Annotated in this window: 19 protein-coding genes; 9 read left to right on the top strand and 10 right to left on the bottom strand. The window is 71.9% G+C overall.

What is annotated here, in order from left to right; all coding sequences use genetic code 11:
- Positions 1-37: 37 nt before the first annotated feature.
- The 3 genes from FGX59_RS20885 to FGX59_RS20895 all read left to right on the top strand — a co-directional run bounded on the left by FGX59_RS20885 (position 38) and on the right by FGX59_RS20895 (position 3,001).
- Positions 38-1,195 carry a tyramine oxidase subunit B gene (locus FGX59_RS20885; RefSeq protein WP_138469065.1) on the top strand — a complete coding sequence of 386 codons (1,158 nt, stop codon included), beginning with the start codon at positions 38-40 and terminating at the stop codon, positions 1,193-1,195.
- 69 nt (positions 1,196-1,264) lie between these two features.
- Positions 1,265-1,687 carry a RidA family protein gene (locus tag FGX59_RS20890; RefSeq protein ID WP_138469066.1) on the top strand — a complete coding sequence of 141 codons (423 nt, stop codon included), beginning with the start codon at positions 1,265-1,267 and terminating at the stop codon, positions 1,685-1,687.
- A 21-nt stretch (positions 1,688-1,708) separates the two neighbouring features.
- Positions 1,709-3,001: an FAD-binding oxidoreductase gene (locus FGX59_RS20895; protein ID WP_138469067.1), complete on the top strand. Its 1,293-nt coding sequence runs from the start codon at positions 1,709-1,711 to the stop codon at positions 2,999-3,001.
- Here the strand turns inward: FGX59_RS20895 and FGX59_RS20900 are convergent.
- The gene (locus FGX59_RS20900) at positions 2,980-4,599 is read right to left on the bottom strand and encodes an FUSC family protein (RefSeq protein WP_138469068.1); all 1,620 of its coding nucleotides are present in this window, start codon (positions 4,597-4,599) and stop codon (positions 2,980-2,982) included. The two genes, FGX59_RS20895 and FGX59_RS20900, sit on opposite strands and share 22 nt — an antisense overlap.
- 62 nt (positions 4,600-4,661) lie before the next feature.
- A complete protein-coding gene (locus FGX59_RS20905; protein WP_138469069.1) occupies positions 4,662-5,111 on the bottom strand; it encodes a MarR family winged helix-turn-helix transcriptional regulator in 450 nt (149 codons plus the stop codon).
- Between the two features lie 288 nt (positions 5,112-5,399).
- On the opposite strand from FGX59_RS20905, the gene FGX59_RS20910 reads away from it, so the two are divergent.
- Together FGX59_RS20910 and FGX59_RS20915 are read left to right on the top strand one after the other, a co-directional pair.
- On the top strand, positions 5,400-7,010 hold the full coding sequence (locus FGX59_RS20910) for a GMC family oxidoreductase (protein WP_138469070.1): 1,611 nt from the start codon (positions 5,400-5,402) through the stop codon (positions 7,008-7,010).
- A 28-nt stretch (positions 7,011-7,038) separates the two neighbouring features.
- Entirely contained in the window at positions 7,039-8,529 is a 1,491-nt protein-coding gene (locus FGX59_RS20915) for an aldehyde dehydrogenase family protein (RefSeq protein ID WP_138469071.1), read from the top strand.
- A gap of 737 nt (positions 8,530-9,266) precedes the next feature.
- On the opposite strand, the gene FGX59_RS20920 is transcribed toward FGX59_RS20915, so the two are convergent.
- Genes FGX59_RS20920 through FGX59_RS20950 form a run of 7 tightly spaced genes read right to left on the bottom strand, consistent with a single transcriptional unit; the run spans position 9,267 to position 16,866 of the window.
- The gene (locus tag FGX59_RS20920) at positions 9,267-10,298 is read right to left on the bottom strand and encodes a glycosyltransferase family 4 protein (RefSeq protein WP_138469072.1); all 1,032 of its coding nucleotides are present in this window, start codon (positions 10,296-10,298) and stop codon (positions 9,267-9,269) included.
- Entirely contained in the window at positions 10,295-11,845 is a 1,551-nt protein-coding gene (locus FGX59_RS20925) for an ABC transporter permease (RefSeq protein WP_138469073.1), read from the bottom strand. Before FGX59_RS20925 ends, FGX59_RS20920 begins: the two co-directional genes overlap by 4 nt.
- Entirely contained in the window at positions 11,842-12,633 is a 792-nt protein-coding gene (locus tag FGX59_RS20930; protein ID WP_138469074.1) for an ABC transporter ATP-binding protein, read from the bottom strand. The genes FGX59_RS20925 and FGX59_RS20930 overlap by 4 nt, the downstream gene beginning before the upstream one ends.
- A gap of 15 nt (positions 12,634-12,648) precedes the next feature.
- Entirely contained in the window at positions 12,649-13,638 is a 990-nt protein-coding gene (locus FGX59_RS20935) for an ABC transporter substrate-binding protein (protein WP_138469075.1), read from the bottom strand.
- Positions 13,635-14,558, bottom strand: coding sequence for a lysylphosphatidylglycerol synthase transmembrane domain-containing protein (locus FGX59_RS20940; RefSeq protein WP_138469076.1), 924 nt, complete (start codon positions 14,556-14,558; stop codon positions 13,635-13,637). The genes FGX59_RS20935 and FGX59_RS20940 overlap by 4 nt, the downstream gene beginning before the upstream one ends.
- Positions 14,555-16,144 (bottom strand): sulfatase-like hydrolase/transferase, encoded by a 1,590-nt coding sequence (locus FGX59_RS20945; RefSeq protein WP_138469077.1) that lies wholly within the window; start codon positions 16,142-16,144, stop codon positions 14,555-14,557. The genes FGX59_RS20940 and FGX59_RS20945 overlap by 4 nt, the downstream gene beginning before the upstream one ends.
- A complete protein-coding gene (locus FGX59_RS20950; protein ID WP_138469078.1) occupies positions 16,141-16,866 on the bottom strand; it encodes a CDP-alcohol phosphatidyltransferase family protein in 726 nt (241 codons plus the stop codon). The genes FGX59_RS20945 and FGX59_RS20950 overlap by 4 nt, the downstream gene beginning before the upstream one ends.
- Before the next feature lie 101 nt (positions 16,867-16,967).
- Between FGX59_RS20950 and FGX59_RS20955 the strand changes: the two genes are divergently transcribed.
- On the top strand, positions 16,968-17,522 hold the full coding sequence (locus tag FGX59_RS20955) for a cytochrome b (RefSeq protein ID WP_240722613.1): 555 nt from the start codon (positions 16,968-16,970) through the stop codon (positions 17,520-17,522).
- A gap of 1,651 nt (positions 17,523-19,173) precedes the next feature.
- Here FGX59_RS20955 and FGX59_RS20960 read toward each other — a convergent pair.
- Positions 19,174-20,010: an AraC family transcriptional regulator gene (locus FGX59_RS20960; RefSeq protein WP_171060752.1), complete on the bottom strand. Its 837-nt coding sequence runs from the start codon at positions 20,008-20,010 to the stop codon at positions 19,174-19,176.
- Positions 20,011-20,594: 584 nt separating this feature from the next.
- Here FGX59_RS20960 and FGX59_RS20965 point away from each other — a divergent pair.
- From FGX59_RS20965 to nadC, 3 genes are all read left to right on the top strand, one after another.
- Positions 20,595-21,563, top strand: coding sequence for a TAXI family TRAP transporter solute-binding subunit (locus FGX59_RS20965; protein ID WP_138469080.1), 969 nt, complete (start codon positions 20,595-20,597; stop codon positions 21,561-21,563).
- 99 nt (positions 21,564-21,662) lie between these two features.
- Positions 21,663-23,564, top strand: a complete 1,902-nt coding sequence (locus FGX59_RS20970; protein ID WP_138469081.1) for a TRAP transporter fused permease subunit — start codon at positions 21,663-21,665, stop codon at positions 23,562-23,564.
- A 41-nt stretch (positions 23,565-23,605) separates the two neighbouring features.
- Positions 23,606-24,442, top strand: coding sequence for a carboxylating nicotinate-nucleotide diphosphorylase (gene nadC, locus FGX59_RS20975; RefSeq protein ID WP_138469082.1), 837 nt, complete (start codon positions 23,606-23,608; stop codon positions 24,440-24,442).
- The last annotated feature ends 9 nt before the right edge of the window (positions 24,443-24,451 follow it).

The following is a 24,451-nucleotide window of genomic DNA, read 5'->3' on the forward strand; positions in this document are numbered from 1 at the left end:
CCTCTTCCCGACATTCCGACCCAGAAGGACCAAGCAGATGAAAGACCTGCAGACCCGCTCCGCCCTGCCGAAGATCGACTTCCTCTACCTCTCCGAAGAGGACATGATCCGCGCCGGCGTCACCGACATGCCCGCCTGCGTCGACTGCATGGAGGAGATGTTCGCGCTTCTCCATCACGGCGACTACCGCATGGCCGGCCCGAACAGCGACAGCCATGGCGCGATGGTGACCTTCCCCGAGAACTCGCCGTTTCCGTCCATGCCGAAACCCACCGCCGACCGCCGCTTCATGGCGATGCCCGCTTATCTGGGCGGCAGCTTCGGCACCGCCGGGGTGAAATGGTACGGCTCGAACATCGCCAACCGCGACAAGGGCCTGCCGCGCTCGATCCTGATGTTCACGCTGAACGACGCCGATACCGGCGCGCCCCTGGCCTACATGTCGGCGAACCTGCTCTCGGCCTACCGCACCGGCGCGGTCCCGGGCGTCGGCGCGCGGCACCTAGCGCGGAAGGACTCGCGCGTCGTCGGCATCTTCGGCCCGGGCGTCATGGCGCGCACCGCGCTGGCCGCCTTCATCGCCGCCTGTCCCGGGATCGACACGGTGAAGGTCAAGGGCCGCGGCCAGAAGAGCCTCGACGCATTCATCGCCTGGGTGCGGCAGACCTACCCGCAGGTGACGACCATCGAGGTGGTGGACGATATCGAGCAGGTCGTGCGCGGCTCCGACATCGTGACCTACTGCGCTTCGGCCGAGGTCGGCAGGCCCGGGGACTACCCGCTGGTCAAGCGCGACTGGGTCGCTCCCGGCACGTTCCTTGCCATGCCCGCCGCGACGAATTTCGACGCCGGAATGGAGGCGCCCGGGATCCGCAAGGTGCTCGACAATACCGGGCTCTACGAGGCCTGGTACGAGGAGGTGCCGAAGCCCGCGCATGTCCATATCCCGCTGATCGGGGTGAAATTCATGGACATGATCGCCGCCGGAGCGATGGACCGCTCCGCGCTAGAGGATCTGGGCGCGATCGTCGCCGGCGCCGCGCCCGGCCGCCAGAGCGAGGACGAGATCGTCATGATGTCGGTCGGCGGCATGCCGGTCGAGGATGTCGCCTGGGGCACGGTCCTCTACCGCAATGCGCTCGAGCGCGGCATCGGCGTGCCGCTCAACCTCTGGAGCGAACCGGCCCTGCGCTGACCCGTCCCGCCCCGGCGAAGGCCGGGGCCTCCCCCTCTCCGACAGAGACATCCCCAGCAGAGACCTCCCATGACGCAAATCACCAAGATCAAGACCGGCTCGAAATTCGAGGACTACGCCAGCTATTCGCGCATCGTCGCAGTGGATGACTGGATCTTCGTGTCGAACACCGCCGGACGGAACCCCGAGACCAAGGAGATCCCCGAGGACGTCGGCGATCAGACGCATCAGGTCTTCGCCAATATCGAACGCGCGCTGGCCGCGGTCGACAGCTGTCTCGGCGATGCCGTCGCCAGCCGCATCTTCATCCAGGACCCGGCCGATACCGAAACGGTCATGACCATCGTCGGGCAGAAGTTCCGCGGCATCGACCCCGCGGCCACGGTGACCTGCCCGCCGCTCGGATCGGAGATCTACAAGGTCGAGATCGAGGTCACGGCCTATCGCGGTGCCGCTCGGGCCGCGGCGGACCGCCGGACCCTCACCCTCTGAGCGCAGCCGAGGAGCATCGAGATGGCCCCGAAAATCGCCCCCGTAAAGACCAGCCCGGACCTGCCCGGCCAGAGCGAGACCGTCGTGATCGGCGGCGGCATCGTCGGGCTGGCGGCCGCGCTGGTGCTGGCCGAGCGCGGCATTCCCGTCACCGTGCTGGAAAAGGGCCGGATCGCGGGCGAGCAGAGCTCGCGCAATCTCGGCTGGGTGCGCAAGACCTCCCGCGCGCCCGCCGACGTGCCGCTGGCGCTGGCGGCCGACCGGCTCTGGGCCGGGCTGCCCGCGCGGACCGGACGCGATGCCGGCTACCGCCAGGCCGGGATCATGTTCCTCGCCCGCAGCGGCGCCGAGCTCGCGGCGCAGGAAAGCTGGCTCGGCTCGGTGGCGGGGCTCGGCCTTGGATCGCGGATGCTCTCCGCCGCGGAGATCGGCGCCCTGGTCCCGGGCGGGACGGGAGGCTGGGCCGGGGGCGTGATGACGCCCTCTGACGGGCGCGCCGAACCGGCGCTCGCCGCCAGCGCGCTCGCCGCGGCCGCAATCGCGAAAGGCGCGCGGATCGTGGAGGGCTGCGCCGTGCGCGGCCTGCAGACCTCCGCCGGACGGGTCAGCGGCGTGATCACCGAGCGGGGCGAGGTCGCTTGCAGCCAGGTTCTGCTGGCCGGCGGGCTCTGGTCGCGGCGGTTCCTCGGCAATCTCGGCATCCCGCTGCCCGTGCTGCCTCTGACCTGCTCGGTCTTCCGCACCGCGCCGATGGAGGGCCCGTCGGAGATCGCCGTCGGCGGGCCGGATTTCTCCTTCCGCAAGCATGTCGATGGCGGCTATGTCATCACCCAGCGCGGCGCGCTCTCCTGTCCGCTGGTGCTCGACCACCTGCTGGTCGGCCCGCGCTACCTGCATCTGCTGCGCGACCAGCGCGGGCTCCTGCGCATCACCGTCAACCGCCAGAGCCTGGCCGATCTGCGGCTGAAGCGGCGCTGGCGGACGGACCGGCCCTCGCCCTTCGAGACCGTCCGGGTGATGGACCCGCCGACGCTCCCGGCGCTTAACCGCGAGGCGCTGGCCAATCTCTCCGCCGCCTGGCCCGCATTCGCCGGGGCGCGGATCGAGGAGGCCTGGGCGGGCACGATGGACATCACCCCGGACTCCAATCCGGTCATCGGCCCGGCTGCGAAGCTCCCCGGGCTGACGCTCGCGACCGGCTTCTCCGGGCACGGTTTCGGCACTGCCCCGGCGGCGGGCCAGCTGGCCGCCGACCTGATGACCGGCGCGGTGCCGCTGGTCGATCCCGCGCCCTACAGGCCGGACCGGTTCTGACCGCCGGGCGCCGGGTCGAGCGCGTCATGCCCCGCGGTGGCGAGGCGCAGCAGGTCGCGCGGCAGGGTCTCTCCGGCCTTGTCGAGCTCGACGGCAAGGGTGACCAGGCGGCGGCCCCAGATCGCGGGCCAGGGGCGCCGCGCCGCCGGGGCGGGACTGCGCGACAGGCGGCGGATGTCGCGGGCCAGTGTCCCGCGGGTGCGGGCGATCAGGTGCCGCCCCGGGCGCGGCACGGCCATGTAGCAGGCGGCGAGCGCAAGGGTGCCTGCGGCCATGGAGAGGCCCGCGACCAGCACATCCGCCGCCGGGGCGGCCGCGGCACCGGCCTGGCTGGCCAGCATGAAGCACATGTTGGCATCGAGCGCATAGGGCGCGCTGCGCGGCGTCGCGCGGGCCAGCGCCCCGAACGCGATGAAGGGCAGGATGGTCAGGACCAGCGCCGCCCAGCCGTCTGCATGGGGCTGGATGCCCAGCCGGTAGGCCGTGCCCGCCGCGGCGCCCAGCAGCACGCCGGCCGCGAGCTTCGGCGCAAGCACATGCGGCAGCGGCACCGAGCCCAGAACCAGCGCGAAGATCGCCATCGAGAAGGCGGTCAGCTCGGCGGCAAAGCTGCCGGTGAGGATCAGCATAGCCGATCCCGCCAGGCTCGCGAGCCCGGCCAACAGCGCGGCGCGCAGCGCCATGGCGGGATTGCCCGGCGGCGCGATCCGCGGCAGGGCGCGGCCAGAGGGCGCAAGCGACTGCAGCTCTGCATCCGCACGGGCCAGCGCCGCCCGCGCCGCCGCGAGCCGCGCGAGCGGGCCGGAGGCGGGCAGTGGCACCGGCGCGCCCGCCATCAGGCGCTGCGCGTCGGCGCGCGCGCCGGGATCGGCCTCCAGCGCGCCGGCCGCCTCGAGGAGCGCCAGCCCGGCCGCGAGGCCGGCATCGAGCGCCGCCATCCGCCGGTAGCCGTCGCGCGATCCGGCCGCGACCAGCCGCGCCCTGGCCTCGAGCGCCGCCCCGGCATGGACCGCCTCCGCCACCGCCGCGTCGCGCGCCTCGGGCGTGGCCGCACTGCCCAGCAGCAGATCGGCTGCCGCCTCGAAGCGCCGGACCAGCGCGGCGCCCTCGGAGCGGAAGCCGGGCGTGTCGGCGCGGGGGGTGAAGAGCCCGACGATGACCGCGACGGCGATGCCGCCGATCAGCGTGCAGGCCAGCCGGTCCAGCGCCAGATGCAGCCCGCCCGCGGGGTCGAGCATGGCCGGAAGGACCACGACCGCGACGGTGATGGCGCTCATCAGCGGCAGGTAGCTCGACACGCCCTGGCGCAGATGCATCAGCGCCGCGCCGGCCGCGAGCAGCAGCGCCATGCCGAGCGCCGTGGCCCAGGGCGCGGGCGAGACCGCGAGCAGCGCCAGCCCGGCGGCGCCGCCGATCACCGTGCCGAGCAGACGCCAGAGCGCCCGCTCGAAGATCACGCCGCGCCAGGGCTGGGCGACGACCCAGACCGGCATCGCGGCCCAGAAGGCATGCTCGATGCCGAGCGCCGTTGCCGCCGCGAAGGCCGTCCAGGCCGCCAGGCCAAGCCGGAAGGCCTGCCCGAAATCCGTTCCCGTCATCTGCCGTCCGTGCCTTTCGTGTCCTTGCTGCCTCCCTGTTTCGCGTTGTCCGGCCGGCCGGGTCAGTCCTGCGGGCCGAGCGGGTCCATATTCGCGTCGAGCCGCGACAGGAGCCTGAGCGCGGCGTCGATCTCCTCCTCGGGGACGCCTGCGAATATCTCGTCGCGGAGCTCGCCCAGCCGCCCGGCCAGCAGGCCGAGGAAGGCATGGCCCTCCGCGGTGACCGATACCAGCTTCGCCCGCCGGTCGGCCGGGTCCTCGCTGCGCCGGACGAAGCCCTGGGCGACGAGCGTGTCGAGCACGCGCACCAGCGTCGGCCCCTCGATGTCGAGCACCCCGGCCAGCTCCTTCTGGCGGTAGGGGCGGTCCTGGCGGGCCAGGAAGCGCAGCGGCAGCGTGGAGGCATAGCTCAGCCCGTGGCCGGCGAAGACCCCGTCCATGATCCTGCGGTAGCGCCGCGAGACCGTGATGAGCTGGAGGCCCAGATCCTCCCGCTTTCCCGGGCGGGGCATGGCCGTTCTCCTTTTCGATAGGTCGCCTATCTAAATCCGCCTTGGCGCGCGGGCAAGCCCTGCCTGCGGGCGAAACCTGCCGGCATCCCTGAGTTCGCCGGAAAAACGTCTATTTGTCAGTTGGTTGCCTCGCATCTCCCGCTGGGCCCGCAAATTTGCACAGGGCGATGTGAATAAATAGCATTGCTAATAGATAGCTAAGCTATTTAATTATCGCCAACGGTATGCGCCGGGATACAGCCGCAACTGCCAGGATCCCGCGCCGTCATTGCAGGAAAGGGATGTCCCATGTCCAAGGACGCATTCGACTACATCATCATCGGCGCGGGCTCCGCGGGCTGCGTGATCGCCTACAACATCCTCTCGCGCGGCCGCGGCAGCGTGCTGCTGCTCGAGGCCGGGGGCAGTGACGGCAACCTCTTCATCAAGGCGCCGGGCGGCATGGCCAAGGTGATCCCGACGAAGTCCTGGGCCTACATGTCCGACCCCGAGGCGCCGACCGGCAACCGGCCGATGACGGTGCTGCAGGGCAAGGTGCTGGGCGGCTCCTCCTCGATCAACGGCATGGTCTATGTCCGCGGGCACAAGGCCGATTACGATGCCTGGGAAGAGGAATACGGCGCCACCGGCTGGAACGGCGGCGAGATGCTGCGCTATTTCCGCAAGGCGGAGAACAACGAGGCAATGGCCGACGGCTACCACGGCAACGAGGGCAGGCTGCATGTCAGCGAGAACCGCTACCGCCACCCGCTGAGCGACGCTTTCGTGCGGGCGGGCCAGCAGGCCGGCTACGACTACATCGTCGACCATAACGGCGCCCAGATGGAAGGCGTCGGCTTCTACCAGACCACCACCCACAGGGGCGAGCGCGCCTCGACCTCGCGCAGCTATCTTGCGGCGGTCCGCAGCGACCGCAACCTGAAGCTCGAGCTCGACGCCATGGTCGAGCGGATCGAGATCGAGGACGGCCGAGCCACTGGCGTCACCTATCTCAAGGGCGGCCGCCGGACCGTCACCGCGCGCAAGGAGGTGATCGTCACCGCGGGCGCCATCGGCTCGGCCAAGCTGCTGCAGCTGTCGGGGGTCGGGCCGGGCGCGGTGCTGCAGCGCGCGGGCGTCGCGCAGAAGGCCGAGCTGCCGGTCGGCCGCAAATTCCACGACCACCTGCACCTGTCGATCAACGCTGCCATCAAGCAGCCGATCTCGCTCTATGGCGAGGACCGCGGATTGAAGGCGCTGCGCCATGGTCTCGAATGGACCCTGCTGCGCTCGGGCGTGCTGACCTCGCCCATCCTCGAGGCCTTCGCCTTCGCCGATACCTGCGGCCAGGGGCGGCCGGACGTGCAGTTCCACTTCCTGCCGATCCTCGACACCTGGGACGACCCGGACCTCGTGCAGCAGGGCCAGCGCCACGGCATCACCATCAAGGCCGGGCACCTGCAGCCGAAATCCCGCGGCGAGGTGGAGATCCGCTCGGCCGATCCGGCCGCGATGCCGGGGATCCGCGCCGCCTACCTGGAGGACGAGCGCGACGTCCAGGGCCAGATCCGCGCCGCGCAGCTGGCGCTGAAATTCTTCGCCCAGCCCGCGCTGAAGGCGCATGTCGCCGATCTCTTCTCGCCCGCGGTGGAAGCCGATGACCTGGCGGGGCTCGAGGCCTTCGTGCGCAAGGGCGTGAAGACGGTCTACCATCCGGTCGGCACCTGCCGCATCGGCCGGGATGCCCTGACCTCGGTGGTCGATCCCGAGCTGCGCGTCCACGGCATCGCGGGGCTGCGCGTCGCCGACAGCTCGGTCATGCCGCATATCCCCTCGGGCAATACCAACGCCCCCACCATCGCCATCGCCGAGAAGGCGAGCGACCTGATCTGCGGCCTGCCGAACGCCGCGGCCGCCTGAACGACTCAAGACCCAAGGACCTGTCATCATGGCAAAAGCATCCCTTCTCCCCGCGGTCGAGGCCTTCCTCGCCCGCAGCCAGGGCCATTTCATCAATGGCCGCGCCGTGCCCGGCTCTGCCACCGACCGCGAGGAGATCCGCAACCCGGCAACCGGCGCGCTGGTCGGCACCGTCGCCCGCGCCGCGCCCGGCGAGGTCGAAGAGGCGATCGCCACGGCGCATGCCGCCTTCAAGGGCAGCTGGGCAGAGACCCCGCCCGCGCAGAAGGAGCGCATCCTCTTCCGCTTCGCCGACCTGATCGAGGCGCATGGCGAGGAGATCGCCCAGCTCGAGACGCTGCAATCAGGCAAGCTGATCGGCCTGTCGCGGATGATCGAGGTCGGCTGGGCGGCGCAGTTCCTGCGCTACTACGCGGGCTGGGCGACCAAGATCGCGGGCGAGACGCTGCAGCCCTCGCTGCCCTCGATGGGCGGCGAGCGCTACACCGCGATGACCCGGCGCGAGCCGCTGGGCGTGGTCTTCGGCATCATCCCCTGGAACTTCCCGGTGATGATCCCGGTCTGGAAATTCGGCGCGGCGCTGGCGACCGGCAACACGGTGCTGCTGAAATCCGCCTCGCCGACGCCGTTTTCGCTGCTGCGCGTCGCGGAGCTGGGCAAGGAGGCCGGGCTGCCCGACGGCGTGCTCAATGTCGTCAACGGGCCGGGCAGGCTGGGCGACCAGATCATCCCCGACAGCCGCATCGCCAAAGTGTCGCTGACCGGCTCGGTGCGCACCGGGCAGATCATCGCGCGCGAGGCGATGGCGGCGAACCTGAAGCCCGTCACGCTGGAGCTTGGCGGCAAGAACGCGGCGGGCTTCCTGCCCGACATGTCCGTCGCCGAGATCGTCGACGGCATCTTCGAGGCGGGCTTCCTGCATACCGGGCAGATCTGCGCCTCGGCAGAGCGCTTCCTGGTCCATCGCAGCCAGATCGACGCGGTGTCGGAGGCGGTCCGCGACCGGCTGGAGCAGATCGCGCCGGGCGATCCGATGGACGAGACGGCGGCCTTCGGCCCGGTGGCGACGGGTCCGCAATTCGAGAAGTGCCTCGAGGCCTTCGAGACGGCGCGCGCCGAGGGCGACGAGATCGTCACCGGCGGCGCCGCCTTCGACCGGCCCGGCTATTTCGTGAAGCCGACGATCATCCGGCCGAAATCGCTGGAGAGCGCCTCCTGGCGCGAGGAGGTCTTCGGCCCGGTCGGAACGCTGGCGGCCTATGACACCGAAGAGGAGATGGTCGCCTGCATGAACGGCACGCCCTACGGGCTGACCGCCTCGGTCTGGACGCATGACCTGTCGAAGGCGCTGCGGCTGGTGCCGCAGATCGAGGCCGGGACGGTCTGGGTCAACATGCACACGGTCGTCGACCCGGCCGTGCCCTTCGGCGGCGCCAAGGGCTCGGGCATCGGCCGGGAATTCGGCTCGGCCTTCATCGACGACTATACCGAGCTGAAATCGGTGATGATCCGCTACTGACCCGCCCGGCCGGGACCTCGCCACTGGCGGGGCCCCGGCTGGCCAAGGCGGCAGGCGCGCGGCGTCTTCCCCCTGCGCCGGAGCCCGCGCGGCGCCATGGACCCGGACAGGCGCCGCGCGGGCTCTGCCGCCGCAGGGCGGAGATCTCCGTTTGCATCTGGAAGCCTCGCGTCGGTGGACAGTCGTGATCTGCGCGCAGGAGCGTGGCGCAGTGCCTGCCTTTCGTCCGCGACCATCCCTGGGCGGGACTCGCACGCAGCCGAAGACGGACTCCGGGGCGGCGGCGTGGAGGAAAGCGTTCCGGGGCTGGCCGGGGCGGCCCCCGGAATTGATCGGGCCTATACGGCCCCGGGACCAATATCCCGGACTTGCCCCCTGGAAGGCTGCTGAAGAAGACGTCCGGGGCAATGTCGTAGCGGAAATCGTTCCGAAGTCTATCGAGACAGCCGCTATTCTCGGGAAGATTTGGCAACTTCGGGGACTATGCCCCGGCTTTGCCCTCGCCCCCAGCCACCGAACTGATTTTTCAGCACCCTGCTGGCTCCGCGACCGGACTGGCCCTCTCCAACAGGCTGCTGAAAAAGGAGTCGAGGGAGTCGTCGCGGAGGAATTCGTTCCGGATCTTGTCAGGTGGTTTCCTCGGAAAAGGGCAAGTCCAGCCGCTTTCGGGACGATTGTTCCAGTTTCGCCTCATGCTTCTCGGACAAAGGGACTTTTCAGCATCCTGCCAAAGCGAGCTAGAGCCCATCTAGCACCCTGCCCATGACGGCCGCCGTGTCGCTCCAGCGGGGCAGGGCGCGGCCCCGGGCGGCGGCGCGCGCGGCCAGCTTCTCGCGTCCGGCCGTGTCCTCCAGGAGACGGCGCAAGGCCGAGGCGAAGGCGGCGGGATCGTCCGGCGGGGCCAGCAGGGCCGCGTCCCCGACCGTCCCGGGCACCGCCCCCGTATCGCAAGTGACAATCGGCAGGCCGTGGCAGAGCGCCTCGGCCAGTGCCATGCCGTAGCCCTCGTAGCGCGTGGCCAGGGCGAAGATCCGGGCGCGGCGGTACGCGGCCTCGAGGTCGTCATCCGGCAGCTCTCCGGCCAGTTCCACCCGCCCGGCGAGGCCGAGAGTGCGGATCAGCTCCGCCAGCGCGCCGGCGATGGCGGGGTCGTGGGTCTTGCCGACGATCCGCGCGCTCCAGTCCAGATCGGCAATGGATGCGAGGGCGCGGATCAGCACGTCATGGCCCTTGCGCCGGGCCAGCAGCCCGACCGAGAGGATGCGCGGACCGGCCTCGATCCGCGCCAGCCCGCGCGGCCCGTCATGGCCCGGCAGCGCGACGGTGATCCGCGCAGGATCGGCGCCGAGGCGCTGATAGACCTCGCGGGTGTGCGGGCTCGTCACCACGACATGGGCGGCATGGGCCAGATTGGCGGTCTCCTGCGCCAAAAGGTGCCGGGCCAGCGGCGCGGGCAGGCCGTGCTCCAGACCCATCGGGTGGTGCAGCATGGCGACGACCGGGCAGGCGAGCCCGGCCAGAAGCGGGGTCGGCAGCGCGCCGAAGACCAGCCCGTCGAGGATCAGCGGGTTCTCCGCCGGCAGGGCGCCGAGGCTCCGCGCGATGCGGTCGAGGTCCTGCGCCGAAGGCTCGGGCCCGGCCTCGGGCAGGCGCAGGTGGCGGACCTCGCGTCCGGCGGCCTGCAGCTCCTCGAGCAGCCGCCGCTCGTATATGAAGCCGCCGGTCTTCTGCCGGTGGTCCCCGGGGATGGCGAAGGCGCAGGGTCTCATCGGGCAAGCTGCTCCGGCGCCGTGCGGGCCAGGACGGCGCGCTCTGCCGCGGCGACGGCGCCATGGCAGGCCAGCGCGGCGATGCCGGTCAGGGCGATCGCGCTCCAGAGCATGCGGTAATCCGAGGTCGAGGCGGTCATCGCCATCAGCGCGCCGATGCCGCGCCCGGTGGCAAGCCATTCGGCGGTGGTGACGGCGAGGATCGCCGCCGGGACCGCCATCCGCGCCGAGGCGAAGAAGGCGGGCAGCATCGCGGGCAGCTCGGCGCCGAGGAGCCGCCGCACGGGGCCCGCGGAATAGCTGTCGAAGATATCCAGCACGGCGCGCGGCGCGCGGGCCAGCCCCTGGCGGCAGGCGACGAGCGTGGGGAAGAAGATCATCACGGCGACCACGGCGATCGTGCCCGCGGCGCCGCGGCCAAGCGCCCAGACGATCAGCGGCGCGGTGGCGATGATCGGGACCGCGCGCAGCGTCACCGCGGCGGGCAGGATCCAGGCGGCGAGCCGCGGCCAGAGCGCCAGCGCCGCGGCAAGGCCCGCCCCGGCCAGCAGTCCCGCGAGGTAGCCGGGCAGGGCCATCGCCAGGGTCTGGCCCATCGCGGCGCCGAGCACCTCGCGGTGCTCCGCCGCGCCCGGACCGGCGACGAGGTAGTCCCAGACATCGCCCGGCCGCTTGGCGAAGAAGCGCGGCAGCCCGAACAGCGCCATCGACCCCGCCCAGGCGGCAAGAATGAGCAGGGCGGTCAGCAGGGCCTCGGCCAGCGCAGCGGCGCGGCGTCGGCGCGCGGGCTCTGCCGGGGCGGCCAGCAGGATCTCGGGCGGCGCCAGGTCCAGCCGCTTTCCGGCCGCGCCGATCGCCCGGAAGGCGGCGGTCGAGGCCAGCGCGGCGATCAGCGCGATGCTCCAGGTCGCGGGCAGGTCGAGGCTGCGCAGCGCGCGCAGGGTGAGGACGCCCAGCCCCTGCTCGGCGCCGGTGAACTCTCCCACCATGGCGCCCAGGAAGGCGGCTGGGGCGGCGATCTGCAGCCCGGCGGCCAGGTAGGGCAGCGCGGCGGGCAGGCGGACATGCCACAGGATGGCGGGCGCGCCGCGGCCGTAGCTGCGCAGCAGGTCGGACCAGCTCTGCGGCATCGCGCGCAGCCCGGCGAGCACCGGGCGGAAGGTCGTGTAGTAGACCGCCAGCGCCGCCAGCGTCACCTGCGGTCCGGTACCGGGCCCGTAGAGGATGCGCAGCACCGGGCCGGTCGCCACCAGCGGCAGGCAGAAGACCAGCAGCGCCGCAACCGACAGCATCCGCTCGCTCCGCGGCACCAGAACGGCGGCCAGCGCCAGCGCGACGCCCGCGAGATTGCCCCAGAGGAACCCCTGCGCCGCCGCCGCGCCGGTGGTGCAGAAGGCGCGCCACAGCAGGCCTGCATGCCCGGCAATATAGAGCGCGATCTGGCTCGGCGCGGCGATGACGAAGGCCCCGGCAGTGGCGCGGGCGGCAAGCTCCCAGAGGACGAGGACGGCCAGGATCCGGGCGCCGCCGCCGGCGATGCGGATCATTCGGCGGCCAGCCGGTCCGGCGGCGGCGCGGCGCGCAGCGCGGCCCGGACCTCGTCGCAGAGATCGCGGAACCCCGCCGAGCCGGTGACGCTGGGGTCGCGCGGCCGCGGCAGGGGAGTGGCGATGTCGGCGATGACGCGGGCCGGGCGCGGGCTCAGCACCAGCACGCGGTCGGAAAGCCGCACGGCCTCGGCGACGGAATGGGTGACAAGCAGCACGCTGGCGCCCGCCGCCTCCCAGATCGGGGCCAGCTCGGTGTTCAGCCGCTCGCGGGTCAGCTCGTCCAGCGCGCCGAAGGGCTCGTCGAGCAGGAGCAGCTCCGGCGATCCGGCCAGCGCCCGGGCGATGGCCGCGCGCTGGCGCATGCCGCCCGAAAGCTGCGCCGGGCGGTGACGCTCGAACCCCGCCAGCCCGACCAGCCGGATCAGCGCGGCATCGGCCTCCGGGTCCTTCGGGCGGCGCGCCAGCGACCGGCCGAGCGCGACATTGCCGCGGACCGTCCGCCAGGGCAGCAGCGCGGCATCCTGGAAGGCGATCGCCAGCCCGGCGCGGCGGCGCAGCGCGTCCGGGCTCTCGCTGCCGATCGCGATGCGCCCTGCGCTCGGCTGGTCGAGCCCGGCAATCAGCCGCAGCAGCGTGGACTTGCCGCAGCCCGAGGGCCCGACCAGCGCTGTCGCCGTGCCGCCCGCCAGCACCAGATCGGTCGCGGCCACGGCCTCCACCGCCTGCGGCTGGGTGCCGAAGCTGCGGGTCACGCCCTCGAGCCGGATATCCGGCCGCGGGCTCACGCCGGCCGTCCCGGCCTAGCCACGCAGCTCCTCCAGGATGGAACGGTCCCAGAGCTCGGGTCCGACCGGCTTGCCCAGCCGCGCCAGCGTCTCGACATTGGCCGCGACGGTCTCCTCGGTGAACCAGCCGAAGCCGTTCGCGTCGGTCAGCTCCGAGAACATCAGCGGCACCTGCCGCTCGGCCTGCAGCGCCTGCACCTGAGGGTCGAGCCCGGCATCGGGGAACATCCGCATGGTCAGCGCGGCGGCGGCGCCCGGATCGGCGTGGTAGTCGGTCCAGCCGCGGATTTCGCCCTTCATCAGCGCGACCAGCTCCTTGCGGCGCGCGGCCAGGCTGTCCTCGGTGGCGATATAGGTCTGGGAATGCACGGCATATCCGTGATCGGCCAGCAGCATCACCACGTTCCCGACGCCGCGGATCTCCATCGCCACCGGCAGGTCGGTCGCCCAGCACAGCAGGCAGTCGACCTGTCCCTGCACCAGCGGTGCGGCGTCGTACTGGGTCGGCACCACCTCGATCTCCGAGACGTCGATGCCGTTGATCCCGCAGAGCGCCTCCAGCACCGGCATGTTCGCCAGCGCCATGCCGATCCGCTTGCCGGGCAGGTCGGCGGGCGTCTCGACCGGGTTGCCGGGCAGCGAGGCGATGGCGAAGGGGTTCTTCTGCATCGCCACGCCGATGATCTTGAAGGGCGCGCCCTGGCCGACCGCCGCCGCGGTGTAGTCGGCGGCCGAGATCCCCACCAGCGCGGTGCCCGCCACGACGGGCGGCTCGACCGGCGCGTTCGGCCCGCCGGGCAGGAGCGAAACGTCAAGATCCTCCTCCGCCCAGTAGCCCTGGTCGAGCGCGATGTAGCTGCCGCCGAACTGCACCGAATGCAGCCAGGACAGCTGCAGCCGCACCGGGGTCGCGGCGCGTGCGGGCAGGGCGGGCAGAAGTACGGTGCTGCCGAGGGCCAGCGCCCCCCCGAGGAACCGGCGCCGGGCCGGGATGAAACGTGTCATGCGGAACTCCCCCTGTTTTTCCGGAGTCTAGGCGGTTTCGCCGGGCTGGCAACGGGACAGCCGCTTTTGCCGGCCTCCCGGGGGCGCAGGACGAAGAAGGCGCCCGGAAAGGCGGCGGCCAGCGCGGCAAGGCCGAAGGCGATGCCCGCGGCGATCCCGGCGGCGGGCTCCGCACCCGCCAGCGGAAAGAGCGCCGCGGCCGCGCCCTCGCGCCAGCCCCAGCCCGCGACCGAGGCGGGCAGCAGCATCGCGGTCAGGATCGCGGGCACGATCAGCGCGGCCATGGCGGGCGGAAGTGCCGTGCCTGTGGCGCGCGCCGCGGCGGCGAAGCCTGCAACGGTCAGCCCGGCAATGGCAAGCGACAGCGCGGCCTGGGCGGGAAGATGCGCGACGAGCGCCGCCCGCGCCGCAAGGCTCCAGGCGCCGCGGCGGCGGGCGAAGAGCGCGAGGCCGGCGAGCGCGAGGAGCAGCGCGAAGACCGCGGCAGCGGCGGCGATGGCCGGCGGCAGGGGATGCGGCGCGAACATGAGGCCGAGACCGAAGACCGCCGCCATGCCCGCCTGGCCCGCGGCGCGCTCCAGCACCACCGCCTGGGCTGCCGGAAGGAGCGCGCCGCCCTGCCGCGAGCGCTGCGCCCGGGCGGCATCGCCGAGCACGCCGCCCGGCAGGGTCTGGTTGACGAACTGCGCCATGAAGTACTCGCGGCAGGCCCCGCCCGCGCTCAGCGGCAGGCCGAGCGCCCCGGCGGCGATCCGCCAGCGCAGCGCCGAGAGCAGCGTGACCAGCACCAGCAGCAGCACCGCCGCGGCCATCCAGCCGGGCGAGAGCGACCCGAGCCGCGCGGCGATCTTCTGCGGGCCTGCCGCCCAGAGGCAGAGGCCGATCAGCAAGAGCGGCAGGAGGAGGCGCAGCGCCCTCACGAGCCGCCGTCCCCGCCCGCGCCGGTGGCGGCGAGGAACCGGTCGCGGAAGGCCGCCATCGGCCAGGCGGGCAGGTCCGGCGCGGGTTCCGGGCCGGGGGTCCAGCCCCAGCCGTCGAAAAGCGCCAGCACCTCCGGCGGCCCGATCAGGTGCACCGGCACGTCCGGCCCGCGGCCCTGGGCGACGAAACCGGCCGGCTGGTGGTCGCCCAGCACGATCAGCAGCGGCACCCGCGCGCGCGGCAGCGCCGCCCAGGACAGGACCGCCTGCAGCGCGTAGTCGAGCGCCCTGCCGTAATGGTCGCGCACCCGGTCGCGATCGGCCCAGACCTCGCGCGGCGCGGGGCCCGCCGCGGCCATCGCGGCGAAGGCGCGGCCGTCGCCGACCGCCTCCCAGGGCAGCATCTCTGCCACCGGCGTCCAGGGTGCGTGGCTGGAGATCAGCGCGATTTCGGCCATCAGCGGCCGGTCCCGCGGCGCCAGCCGGTCGAAGGCCGCCAGCGTGTACTGGTCGGGCATCGTCACCCAGTCGAAGGGCGGCCCGGCATAGCCCAGATCGGCCGCCGCCAGCACCTTGTCGAAGCCCAGCTCCGGTCCCTCGGGCCAGGGCATCGTGATCGCCGGCGCCACCGCCAGCGTGGCATAGCCCGCCTCCCGCGCGAGGTCGAAAAGCGTCAGCCGCGGGCTCTTGAGAAGCGCGCCGTAGCGCAGCTGCCCGCTCAGCGTCAGCCCGGAGGCCAGGGTGCCATGCGCCAGCCAGCTCTGCCCGCCCTGGACCGGCGAGGCCAGCCAGCCCGAGCGGATCTGCAGCCCCGCGGCCTGCAGCGCGGCGGCGCCCGCGGCCATTGTCCGGCGGTGGCGCGCGGCATAGAGCGGGTTGTCGAAGGCGGCGCGGCCGTAGCTCTCGACGAAGACGACGGCCACGTCGCGGCCCGCGAGCCCCCCAAAGGCGCCGTCGCGCGCCTGCCACGGATCGGCCGCGGCGGCGGCGCGGAATTCGGACAGGGCCGCGCGCGAGCGGCGCGCATCCCGCAGATGGGCGGCGGCGAGGCGGGTGGAGAAGGCGGTGCCGGGCGGGTCGGCAGGGGCCCCGCGGAGGTCGATGACGCAGAGCGCGGCGGCGGCAAGGGCGGCGGCACCGGCGGCTGCGCGCGCGCGGCCGGGCAGGGAGCGCCCGGCCCGCGCCCAGCAGCGCAGCCCGGCCGAGAGCCCGATCCCGAGGAGAAGCAGCGCGGCGAGCGCGGCAATGGCGGCAAGTGCGGCGCCGGCCGCGCCGATGCTGCCCGCCAGCAGCTGCAGCCCGGCCGTCACCAGATGTAGATCCGCGACCGGATCGAAGCTGCGCGCGAAGGCGGCGAAGGTGGCGATATCCGCCAGCTTGAGGGCCACCAGCAGGACCAGCCCTGCGGCCAGCGCGGAGGCGGCGCGGCGGCTGCCGGTCGCGAGCAGCCCGAGGAGCAGGACCGGCAGCTCCAGCGGCAGGACGCGCAGTGCCTGCCAGCCCAGGGCCGAGGGATGGTTCGGCAGGACGAGGACTGCGCCCGCCAGGATCGCCGCAACGGCAAGGGCGGCGGCGCGGCTCTTCATCGCCGCCGGGCCAGCAAGAGGATGTCGGCGGCGAAGGACCAGGCCAGCAGCGCCAGCGCGACTGCGGCGGCCGCGTCCGACCAGGGCGGCGCCGCGGCGGGGGCCAGCAGCGCCACCAGCGTGCCCAGCTGGAGGACGCAGACCGCCTTGCGCCGGAGCCGCTGGGGCAGCGGCGCGGCCAGCCAGGGCAGCGCCAGGGCGGCGGCGGCGAAGAGGTAGCGCATCCCCCCGAGCAGCAGGATCCAGGCCCCGGCCGCGCCGGTCCGCCAAGCGACGGCGGCCAGCAGCAGGCCGAAAAGCGCATCCGCCTCCATGTCGAAGCGCGCCCCCCAGGGCCCGGCCAGCCCGCTGCGCCGCGCGGCCGCGCCATCCGCGCCGTCAAGCGCCAGCGCCGCGGCGGCGAGGCCGAAGATCGCCCAGCCGGTGCCGCCCTCGGACAGGTCCGGACGGGTCAGCGGCAGGAGCAGCAGCATCGCCAGCGCCAGCCGCGCCAGGGTCAGCGCATTGGCGGGGCCGAGCCGCGGCGCCTGCCAGCCCAGCCGCAGGAAATGCCCGCAGATCGCGGCGGCCAGCGCGAATCCCGCGGCGGGCAGCAGCACCCATTCCCCCGCCAGCAGCGCGGAGACCGCGCAGAGCCCGAGCGCATAGAGCGCCGATAGCAGCGCCAGCATGGCCGACGGGCCGCCGGTGATCCGGCTCGGAGAAGGGTCGGGGCTGTACATCTCTGACTAGATATTCGCGTTTTTCCGGCCGTCGAGCGCAACTTTTATTTTGCGGCGCAGGCCCGCTGGCCTAGGATTTCCGCGACGCAGGAGGACGCCGCATGCCGCCGATGCCGCCCGATTCAGCAGCGCCGCGCCACGCGCGGATCACCCGCGCGCTGCACTGGCTGACCGTGATCCTCGTGCTCAGCACCATTCCCGCCGGGCTGGTGATGGTGCAGGAGGGGCTGCCGCGGCCGCTGCAGGACAGCCTGTTCCTCTGGCACAAGAATATCGGCCCGGTGATCCTGATCCTGGTGATCCTGCGCATCGCGGCGCGCCAGGTCTATCCGCCGCCGCCCGAGCCCGCCTCGCTGCCGCGCATCCTGGTGGTCGCCTCGGCCACGGTGCACTGGCTGCTCTATCTTTGCCTCGTGGTGATGGCGGTTTCCGGCATCGTCCGGGTGCAGGCCGGCGGCTATCCGATCGAGCTCTGGGACGGGCTGATCGGCGGCATGATCGGCAAGGACGAGGCGCTGGCCAAGACGGCCATGGCGGTCCATGCCCAGGTGCGGATCGTGCTGATCGTGCTGATCCTCGGCCATGCCGGCGCCGCGACGGTCCACGGGCTGGTGCTGCGCGACGGCATCTTCCGGCGGATGTGGCCGCCCGTCTGAGACAGCGGCCGTGCCGTGACCGTCCGGGAGCATCCGGGCCGGATGCCAGCCGCTCCCGTGGAGGTCACCCTCGCCCGGACGGCATCGGTTTCCGTCCGGACCGCCTGCCTTGCCATTCCCGCAGGTCAGCGGCTGCGTGGCAAGGAGCGTTCTTCCGGCATTGCCCATGGCGGGACCGCCGGCCCGAGGCGAGGCAAGCGCTCCCCGTCGCGTGCGGATGACCCGGCGTTCCCGGAGCCGCCGGATCGGAGCGCCTGGCTTTTTCCGGGCTCCTAGCCGTGCCGCCGCGGTTGCCGGGCAACCCGGCTCAGCCCGGCGCCGCTCTTGCGGCGGTGTCGTCGGGGGGGGACGACATGCGCCATCTGCGCGCTCTCCGGACCGGACAAGCCGATACGGCCGAGTCCGATCGCCTTGCCCGGCGGCCGACATGGTGTTCCGCGACGAGCGTAACCGCAACCGCCGTTTCCGGGCGCAGGACGGCGCCGCGGCCGATCCGTGGCCAGGCGCCGAAGAACGCCCGGCAGGGCAGCGGCACGACTTCGCTGCCGATGCCGCCAGGCGCATCCCCGGCGCGACGACGGCGTCCTGCAGCTCGAAGCCGCCGGACAGCTCGGGCGGGGGGCGGCCAGTGCCGCGAGCAGCCTGCCGGCCGGAAAGTGCATCGCGCTTGGGCAGGAAGCCCGAAATCCAGCGCTCGCGTCCGCTCCGGCTCCCGGCGGGCAGCGCGGTCCAGGCCTCCCCTTCCGGCCCGGCCCCGGCGGCGCGCCCAGATGCGGGCATATTGGCAGGCACCCGCCGCCCAACTGGGATTCGCGCGCATCCTGCGGCCGGCTTCCGGGGTGCGAGATCTGCGGTCGGCGTCCCGACCTTCGGCCCGGCGCCCCGCTGGCCACCATCAGGCCGGCGGGGCGCAGTCGCCGCTCTGGCCGCCCGGCTCGCCGGGACGATCCGAGCTGGGTGATGGCCGAGGTCCGGGAACCGCCGGCCGGGTTGTGCCGGTGGCATGGCCGGCCATCCTGCGGATGGTGACGGCAGGGTCGTCGAAGACGCAGTGCCGCCAGTCGGGCCTCGTGCGCCCGGCCGGGGCCCTCCATCGGGCAGCCATGCCGGGCCGCGACCTGGTTGCCGTGGTCCGTGCCCCGAGGGCCGCGCTCATCGTCCGCTCGCCGGTGCCCGCGATGTCATGGCCGCGCCCGGCCGCGGGCTCTGCAGGCTCACGGTGGTCCGGCAGGCACATGCCGGTCTCGAGCGCGGCGGACCTGCGACCGCGCGTTCCGTGCGCGATCCCGGCCCGCTGGCCTCGGGCCTGGCCCGGCGGCTGCCGGCCAGGGCGCTGGTGCCGACCGGGCGCGGGGCGCGGGCAAGGGCGCCCGCAAGCTCCCGGCGCTGGCCTTCGCCGCATCTGGGGAGGGGCGGCCGCGCTTTGCGCCGTCCGGGGACGGGCCGGCACGGCAGCGGGCGCCCCGCCGTTGCGCGCCTCTCCGCGACGGTGCCCGCCGGGCAGGGGCAGAGCTCGCTCCTTGCGGGGCAACCGGGCCAGGGCCGCGATCTGGCGGCCCCGCGCGCTGTCTCGACGGCGGCTTGCATGCAGACCCCAGGCCGCAGACAGGGGCTGCGCTCCCGCAGGCCCGGCCGGGGTGCGGACGGGCGGTCAGGCGGATTTCAGCGCCGCGCGTTCGGAGGCCGCGTCCTCGCGTTCCGAGATCGGCGGGTGCCCGAAGGTGCGGCGGTAGTCCCGGCTGAACTGCGTGGGGCTCTCATAGCCCACCGCGCGGCAAATCTCGGCCACCCCGTCCTGCGTCTCGCGCAGGCGGCGGCGCGCCTCGTACATCCGCATCGACTTCTGGAACTGCAGCGGCGTGGTCCCGGCCACCGCCTTGAAATGCGCGTGGAAGGCCGAGGCCCCCATCGCGGCGCACTGGGCCAGTTCCGCCATCTGGATGGTCTCGTTCCAATGCGCCTTGATATGCGCGATCGCCCGGGTCACCCGGCTGGCATGGCTGCCCGCGCGGGAGAGGTTGCGCAGCATCCCGCCGGCCTCGGCCATCTGCACCCGGAAATGCAGCTCCGCCTTCAGCAGCGGCAGCAGGACGCGGCGGTGCTCCGGATGGCCGGCCAGATCGAGGATGCGCCGCATCCCCTCGAGCACGTCGCGCTCGGGCGTGCCGCGCGCCACCGCATCCGCCCGCGCCCGGTCGAGGAGATGCGGCTCGATCTCCCCCTGCTGGGCGCGCAGGATCGGAAAATCCACCGCGCAGTCGAGCGACAGGAACGGGCCTTCGCCGATCGCGGCGGGCAGGTAGAGGTCGTGCGAGACGACCAGCAGGTCGCCGGGCCCGAAGAGGACGTCCCGGTCGCCATAGCGGATCCGCTTCTGCCCGGAGAGGACCAGCGACATCACCGGGCAGAGATGGACCGGACGCATCGGAACGGTTCCCGGCTCGCGGGTGATCGTCACCCCTTCGAGGCCAGTCGGGCAGAACTCCACGGCTGGCCCATGCCCCTGGAGGAGCGTCTGAACCTGCATGGATAGATATGAAAGGATCGGCTGCATGGAGCGGATCATACCAGATATCTCCGCCGCGTCATGATTAATTTAATGGAGGAATGGATATCTCGCGATGTCGCGCTGGATCCCGGCTGCCGACGCTCAAAGGCTGTAGAACAGCCAAATAGCTCACAAAAAATGCAGTTCTTCGGCGACTCATGAGGCGGCTGTGAAGATTCGCTGAGTCGGATTCCATCCGGTAGAATGGAGGAATAGATATATAAAGTTGCTCAAGATCTGCATCTATTCCGCATCTTTTTTCAGCATCAGTCGTTCAGGGCGGCGCAGGATCGGGCAAGTGGAGAGCTGCCGCGCGAAATCTGTGCCGCGGGCGGGAAAAGCTGTGGCCAAGCCGCGCGCCATTCTCCCAATACCGTTTGCAGGCAAATGTTCTGCCGCGGTCCTGCCTGCCGGCGGGCGCGGCGGGCAGAGACCGGCGCTGTCCGCCTCCCGGGCTGCCCGGCCATGCCGACGGATCCCAGTGCGCGGTCAACGCGCCATTGACGAAACAACAGGAGACACGAATGAAGACGCTGCTGAGCACGACATTTCTCGCCCTGGCCGCCGCGATGGCCGCGCAATCGGCTGACGCCCGCAACATCACGCTCTGCGGCGCGAGCCCGGGCGGGCTCTGGACGCTGATCGGCGCGGGGCTCGATGCCGCCGTGCGCGCCGAGGATCCGGATTCGACCGTGACCTACCAGACCTCCTCGGGCGGGTTCGCGAATATCGCCCAGCTGGCCTCGGGCACCTGCGACCTGGCCATCGCCCATGTCGGCGAGGCGCAGATCGCGATGAAGGGCGCCGCGCCCTTCACCGCGCCGATGACGGAATTCGGGGCGGTCGCGCTGCTCTACGACCGGGCGCCGATGCATTTCCTGATCGCGAAGGCGACCGCGGACGAATACGGGCTGTCCTCGATCTCCGATCTGGGCGCGGGCGAGGTCCCGCTCGACATCGTGTCGAACCGCAAGGGCATCCTGCCCTCGATCCTGCTGGAGGCGTCGCTGGAGAAGGTCGGCGAAAGCTACGGCAAGCTCGAGGATGACGGCGGCTCGGTCCAGTACGAGGGCAGCGGCGAAGCGCAGAGCATCATGAGCGACGGGCGCGCCGACATGTGGGTGAACGCGACCTTCATCGGCACCAGCGCGGTGCAGGCAATCGCCCAGGCCCGCGAGATGACCCTGCTTTCGGTGCCCGACGAAGTGATATCCGAGATGGCGGAAGAATACGGCTCGCAGCCGGTGACGATCGAGGCCGGCGCCTATCCCTGGCTCGACCATGACGTGAAGACCTTCGGCGCGCGGGCGACGCTGCTGGCCTCGAAGACGGCAGATCCCGAGCTGGTCGCACTGGTGGCCACGGCGATCCGCGACCATGCCGGCGAGATCGCCGGGGTGCACAAGGCGCTCGGCGGCTTCACCGCCGAGTTCGCGGCCTCGCTCGACGCCGTGCCCTACCTGCCCGGCGCCGCAGAGATCTACGGCAAGTAACCGGCAGCTGGCCTGCGTCCCCCGCGCGGGGGCGCAGGCCCATTTCCCTTGGCGTCGACACGCCCGGCCGACCGCCCTCCGACCACAAGCGAGCGCCCCATGAAGACCCTCTCCCTTCTCTTCAACACCTGTCCCCGCCGCGAACCGCAGGGCTGGCTCAGATGGCCGATGCTGGTCTACGGGGCCGGGGTGGCGCTCTGGGTGCTGTCGGCGGCGACCTGGATGCGGGTGGATTCGCTGGCGGTCACCATCATCTTCCTGTCGCTGATCCTGGCGCCGTCCTTCCTCGTCGTCGGCGGCAGCGCGGGCGCCTCGCGCACGCGGCCCTCCTGGTTCGACTGGGTGCTGAGCGCCTCGGCAGCGGCCACCGCGGTCTATTTCATCGCCCATATCGAGGACACGGCCGAGCGGATCTCGCTTCTCAGCCCGCTGGCCTGGCACCAGTTCCTCTTTGCCGCGGCGATCATCCTGCTGACGCTGGAGGTCACCCGCCGCACGGTGGGGCTATTCCTGATGCTGCTGGTCATGGGCTTCATCGCCTACAACCTCCTGGGCCACCTGATCGTCGGCGCCATGGGCCATGGCTACATCTCGCTGTCGCATTTCGTCGATATCAGCGTCTACACCTCGGACGGGCTCTTCGGCACGCCGGTGCAGGTGGCGGCGACCTATGCCTTCCTCTTCGTGCTCTTCGGCACGATCCTCGAACGCGCGGGCGGCGGCGCCTTCTTCTTCGGCCTCTCCGCCGCGCTGACCGGCCGCGCGCCGGGCGGGCCCGCCAAGATCGCCGTCTTCTCCTCGGCGCTCTTCGGCACCATGTCGGGCAGCCCGACCTCGGACGTGGTCGCCACCGGCTCGATCACCATCCCGATGATGAAGAAGCTCGGCTACCGCCCCGAGATGGCGGCGGGCACCGAGGTCGCGGCCTCGACCGGCGGCAGCCTGCTTCCCCCCGTGATGGGCTCGGCCGCCTTCATCATGGCCGAGGTGACGGGCATCGACTATGTCTCGATCTGCCTTGCGGCCATCGTGCCGGCGCTGGTCTACTACGCCGCGATCTACATGCAGGTGCACATGCGGGCCCGCACGCTGAAGCTCGCCCCGCTCGATCCGGCCGAGGTGCCGCGGGCGCGCGACGTGCTGCGCAGCGGCTGGCCCTACCTGATCCCGCTCGCCGGCATGACCGTGATGCTCGCCGCGCACTATTCGGCGACGCTGACCGCGGTCGTGGCCTCGGCGCTGACCTGGCTCGTCGCCCTCCTGCGGCGCGACACGCGGCTGGGCCTCGTCCGCACGCTCGAAGTGCTGGCCGAAAGCACGACGCGGATGATCGGCGTGACCGGCGCCTGTGCCGCGGCCGGGCTGGTGGTCGGCGGCATCACCATGACCGGGCTGGCCTCGAAATTCTCGATCCTGGCCTTCTCGCTGGTCGGCGAGAACGACTTCCTGATCCTCGTGCTCTCGGCGCTGGTCACGATCATCCTCGGTCTCGGCATGCCCACCCCGTCGGCCTATGTGCTGGCGGCCGTGCTGGTGGCGCCGACGCTGGTCAACGACCTCGGCCTGCCGCTCCTGGCGGTGCACATGTTCATTCTCTACTACGCCGTGCTCTCGGCTATGACGCCGCCCGTGGCCGTGGCCTCCTTCGCCGCCGCCGCCATCGCGGATGCGAACCCGGTCAAGATCTCGCTCGAAGCGATGCAGCTGGCCGTGGCCGCCTTCGTCATGCCCTTCGCCTTCATCGCCAATCCCGGGATGCTGCAGCCGCTGGCCTCCTTCGGCGACGCGATCGCGGCGGCCGGCGTAGTGGCAGGGGCGATCTCGATCGCCGCCTCGCTGGAAATCACCCGGCATGTCCACCGCCCGAGCGGGCTGGCCATGCTGGCCGGCGGGCTCCTGCTGCTGACGCCCTGGAGCTGGGCCAAGATCGCCGGGCTCGTGCTGCTGGCGGCCGCCTGGGCGCATAGCCGCCGCTCCGCCCGATCCACCGTGCCGGCCTGAGCCCGCACAAGACCCCATTCGACTGACCTTAAGGACCCACCATGCTCTTCGACATGCGCAACCTGGAAAAACTCATCGACCTGTGGTTCGAGGAGGACTCCAACTACTTCGACCTGACCGCCAAGATCATGGTCGACGACGATGCCGTCGCCACCTTCGCGATGAATGCCCGCGAGCCGATCATCCTCTCGGGCCTGCCGATGGCCGAGAAGATCTTCAAGCGGCTCGACCCGGACTGCAGCTTCGAGGCGCTCTACCGCGACGGCGACAGCATTCCGGCCGGCACCGCCTTCGCCAAGGTCACGGGCAACGCCCAGGCGCTGCTGACTGCCGAGCGCATCGCGCTGAACCTGATGCAGCGGATGTGCGGCATCGCCGGGCTCACCGCGCAGTACGTCAAGGAGATCGAGGGCACCGGCGCCTTCCTCGTCGACACCCGCAAGACCACGCCCGGCCTGCGCATGCTGGAGAAATACGCCGTGACCTGCGGCGGCGGGCGCAACCACCGGCTGGGGCTCGATAACGGCATCATGCTGAAGGACAACCACATCGCGGTGGCGGGCTCGATCGCCGCGGCGGTGGCCCGCGCCAAGGCCCATGCGCCGGTGCTGACCAAGATCGAGGTGGAATGCGACCGGCTCGACCAGGTGAAGGAAGCGCTCGAGGCCGGGGCGGACGTCATCATGCTCGACAACATGTCGAACGAGGACATGCGCGAGGCGGTCAGCTTCGTCGCCGGGCGCGTGCCGCTCGAATGCTCCGGCGGGGTCCGGCTGGAGACGATCCGCGGCAAGGCCGAGACCGGCGTCGATTTCGTCTCGGTCGGGCGCATCACCCAGTCCGCGCATTGCGTGGATATCGGTCTCGACGACCTCTGAGACGCGACG

Origin of the sequence: Poseidonocella sp. HB161398 (assembly GCF_005870025.1) — a bacterium.
GTDB lineage: Bacteria > Pseudomonadota > Alphaproteobacteria > Rhodobacterales > Rhodobacteraceae > Mangrovicoccus.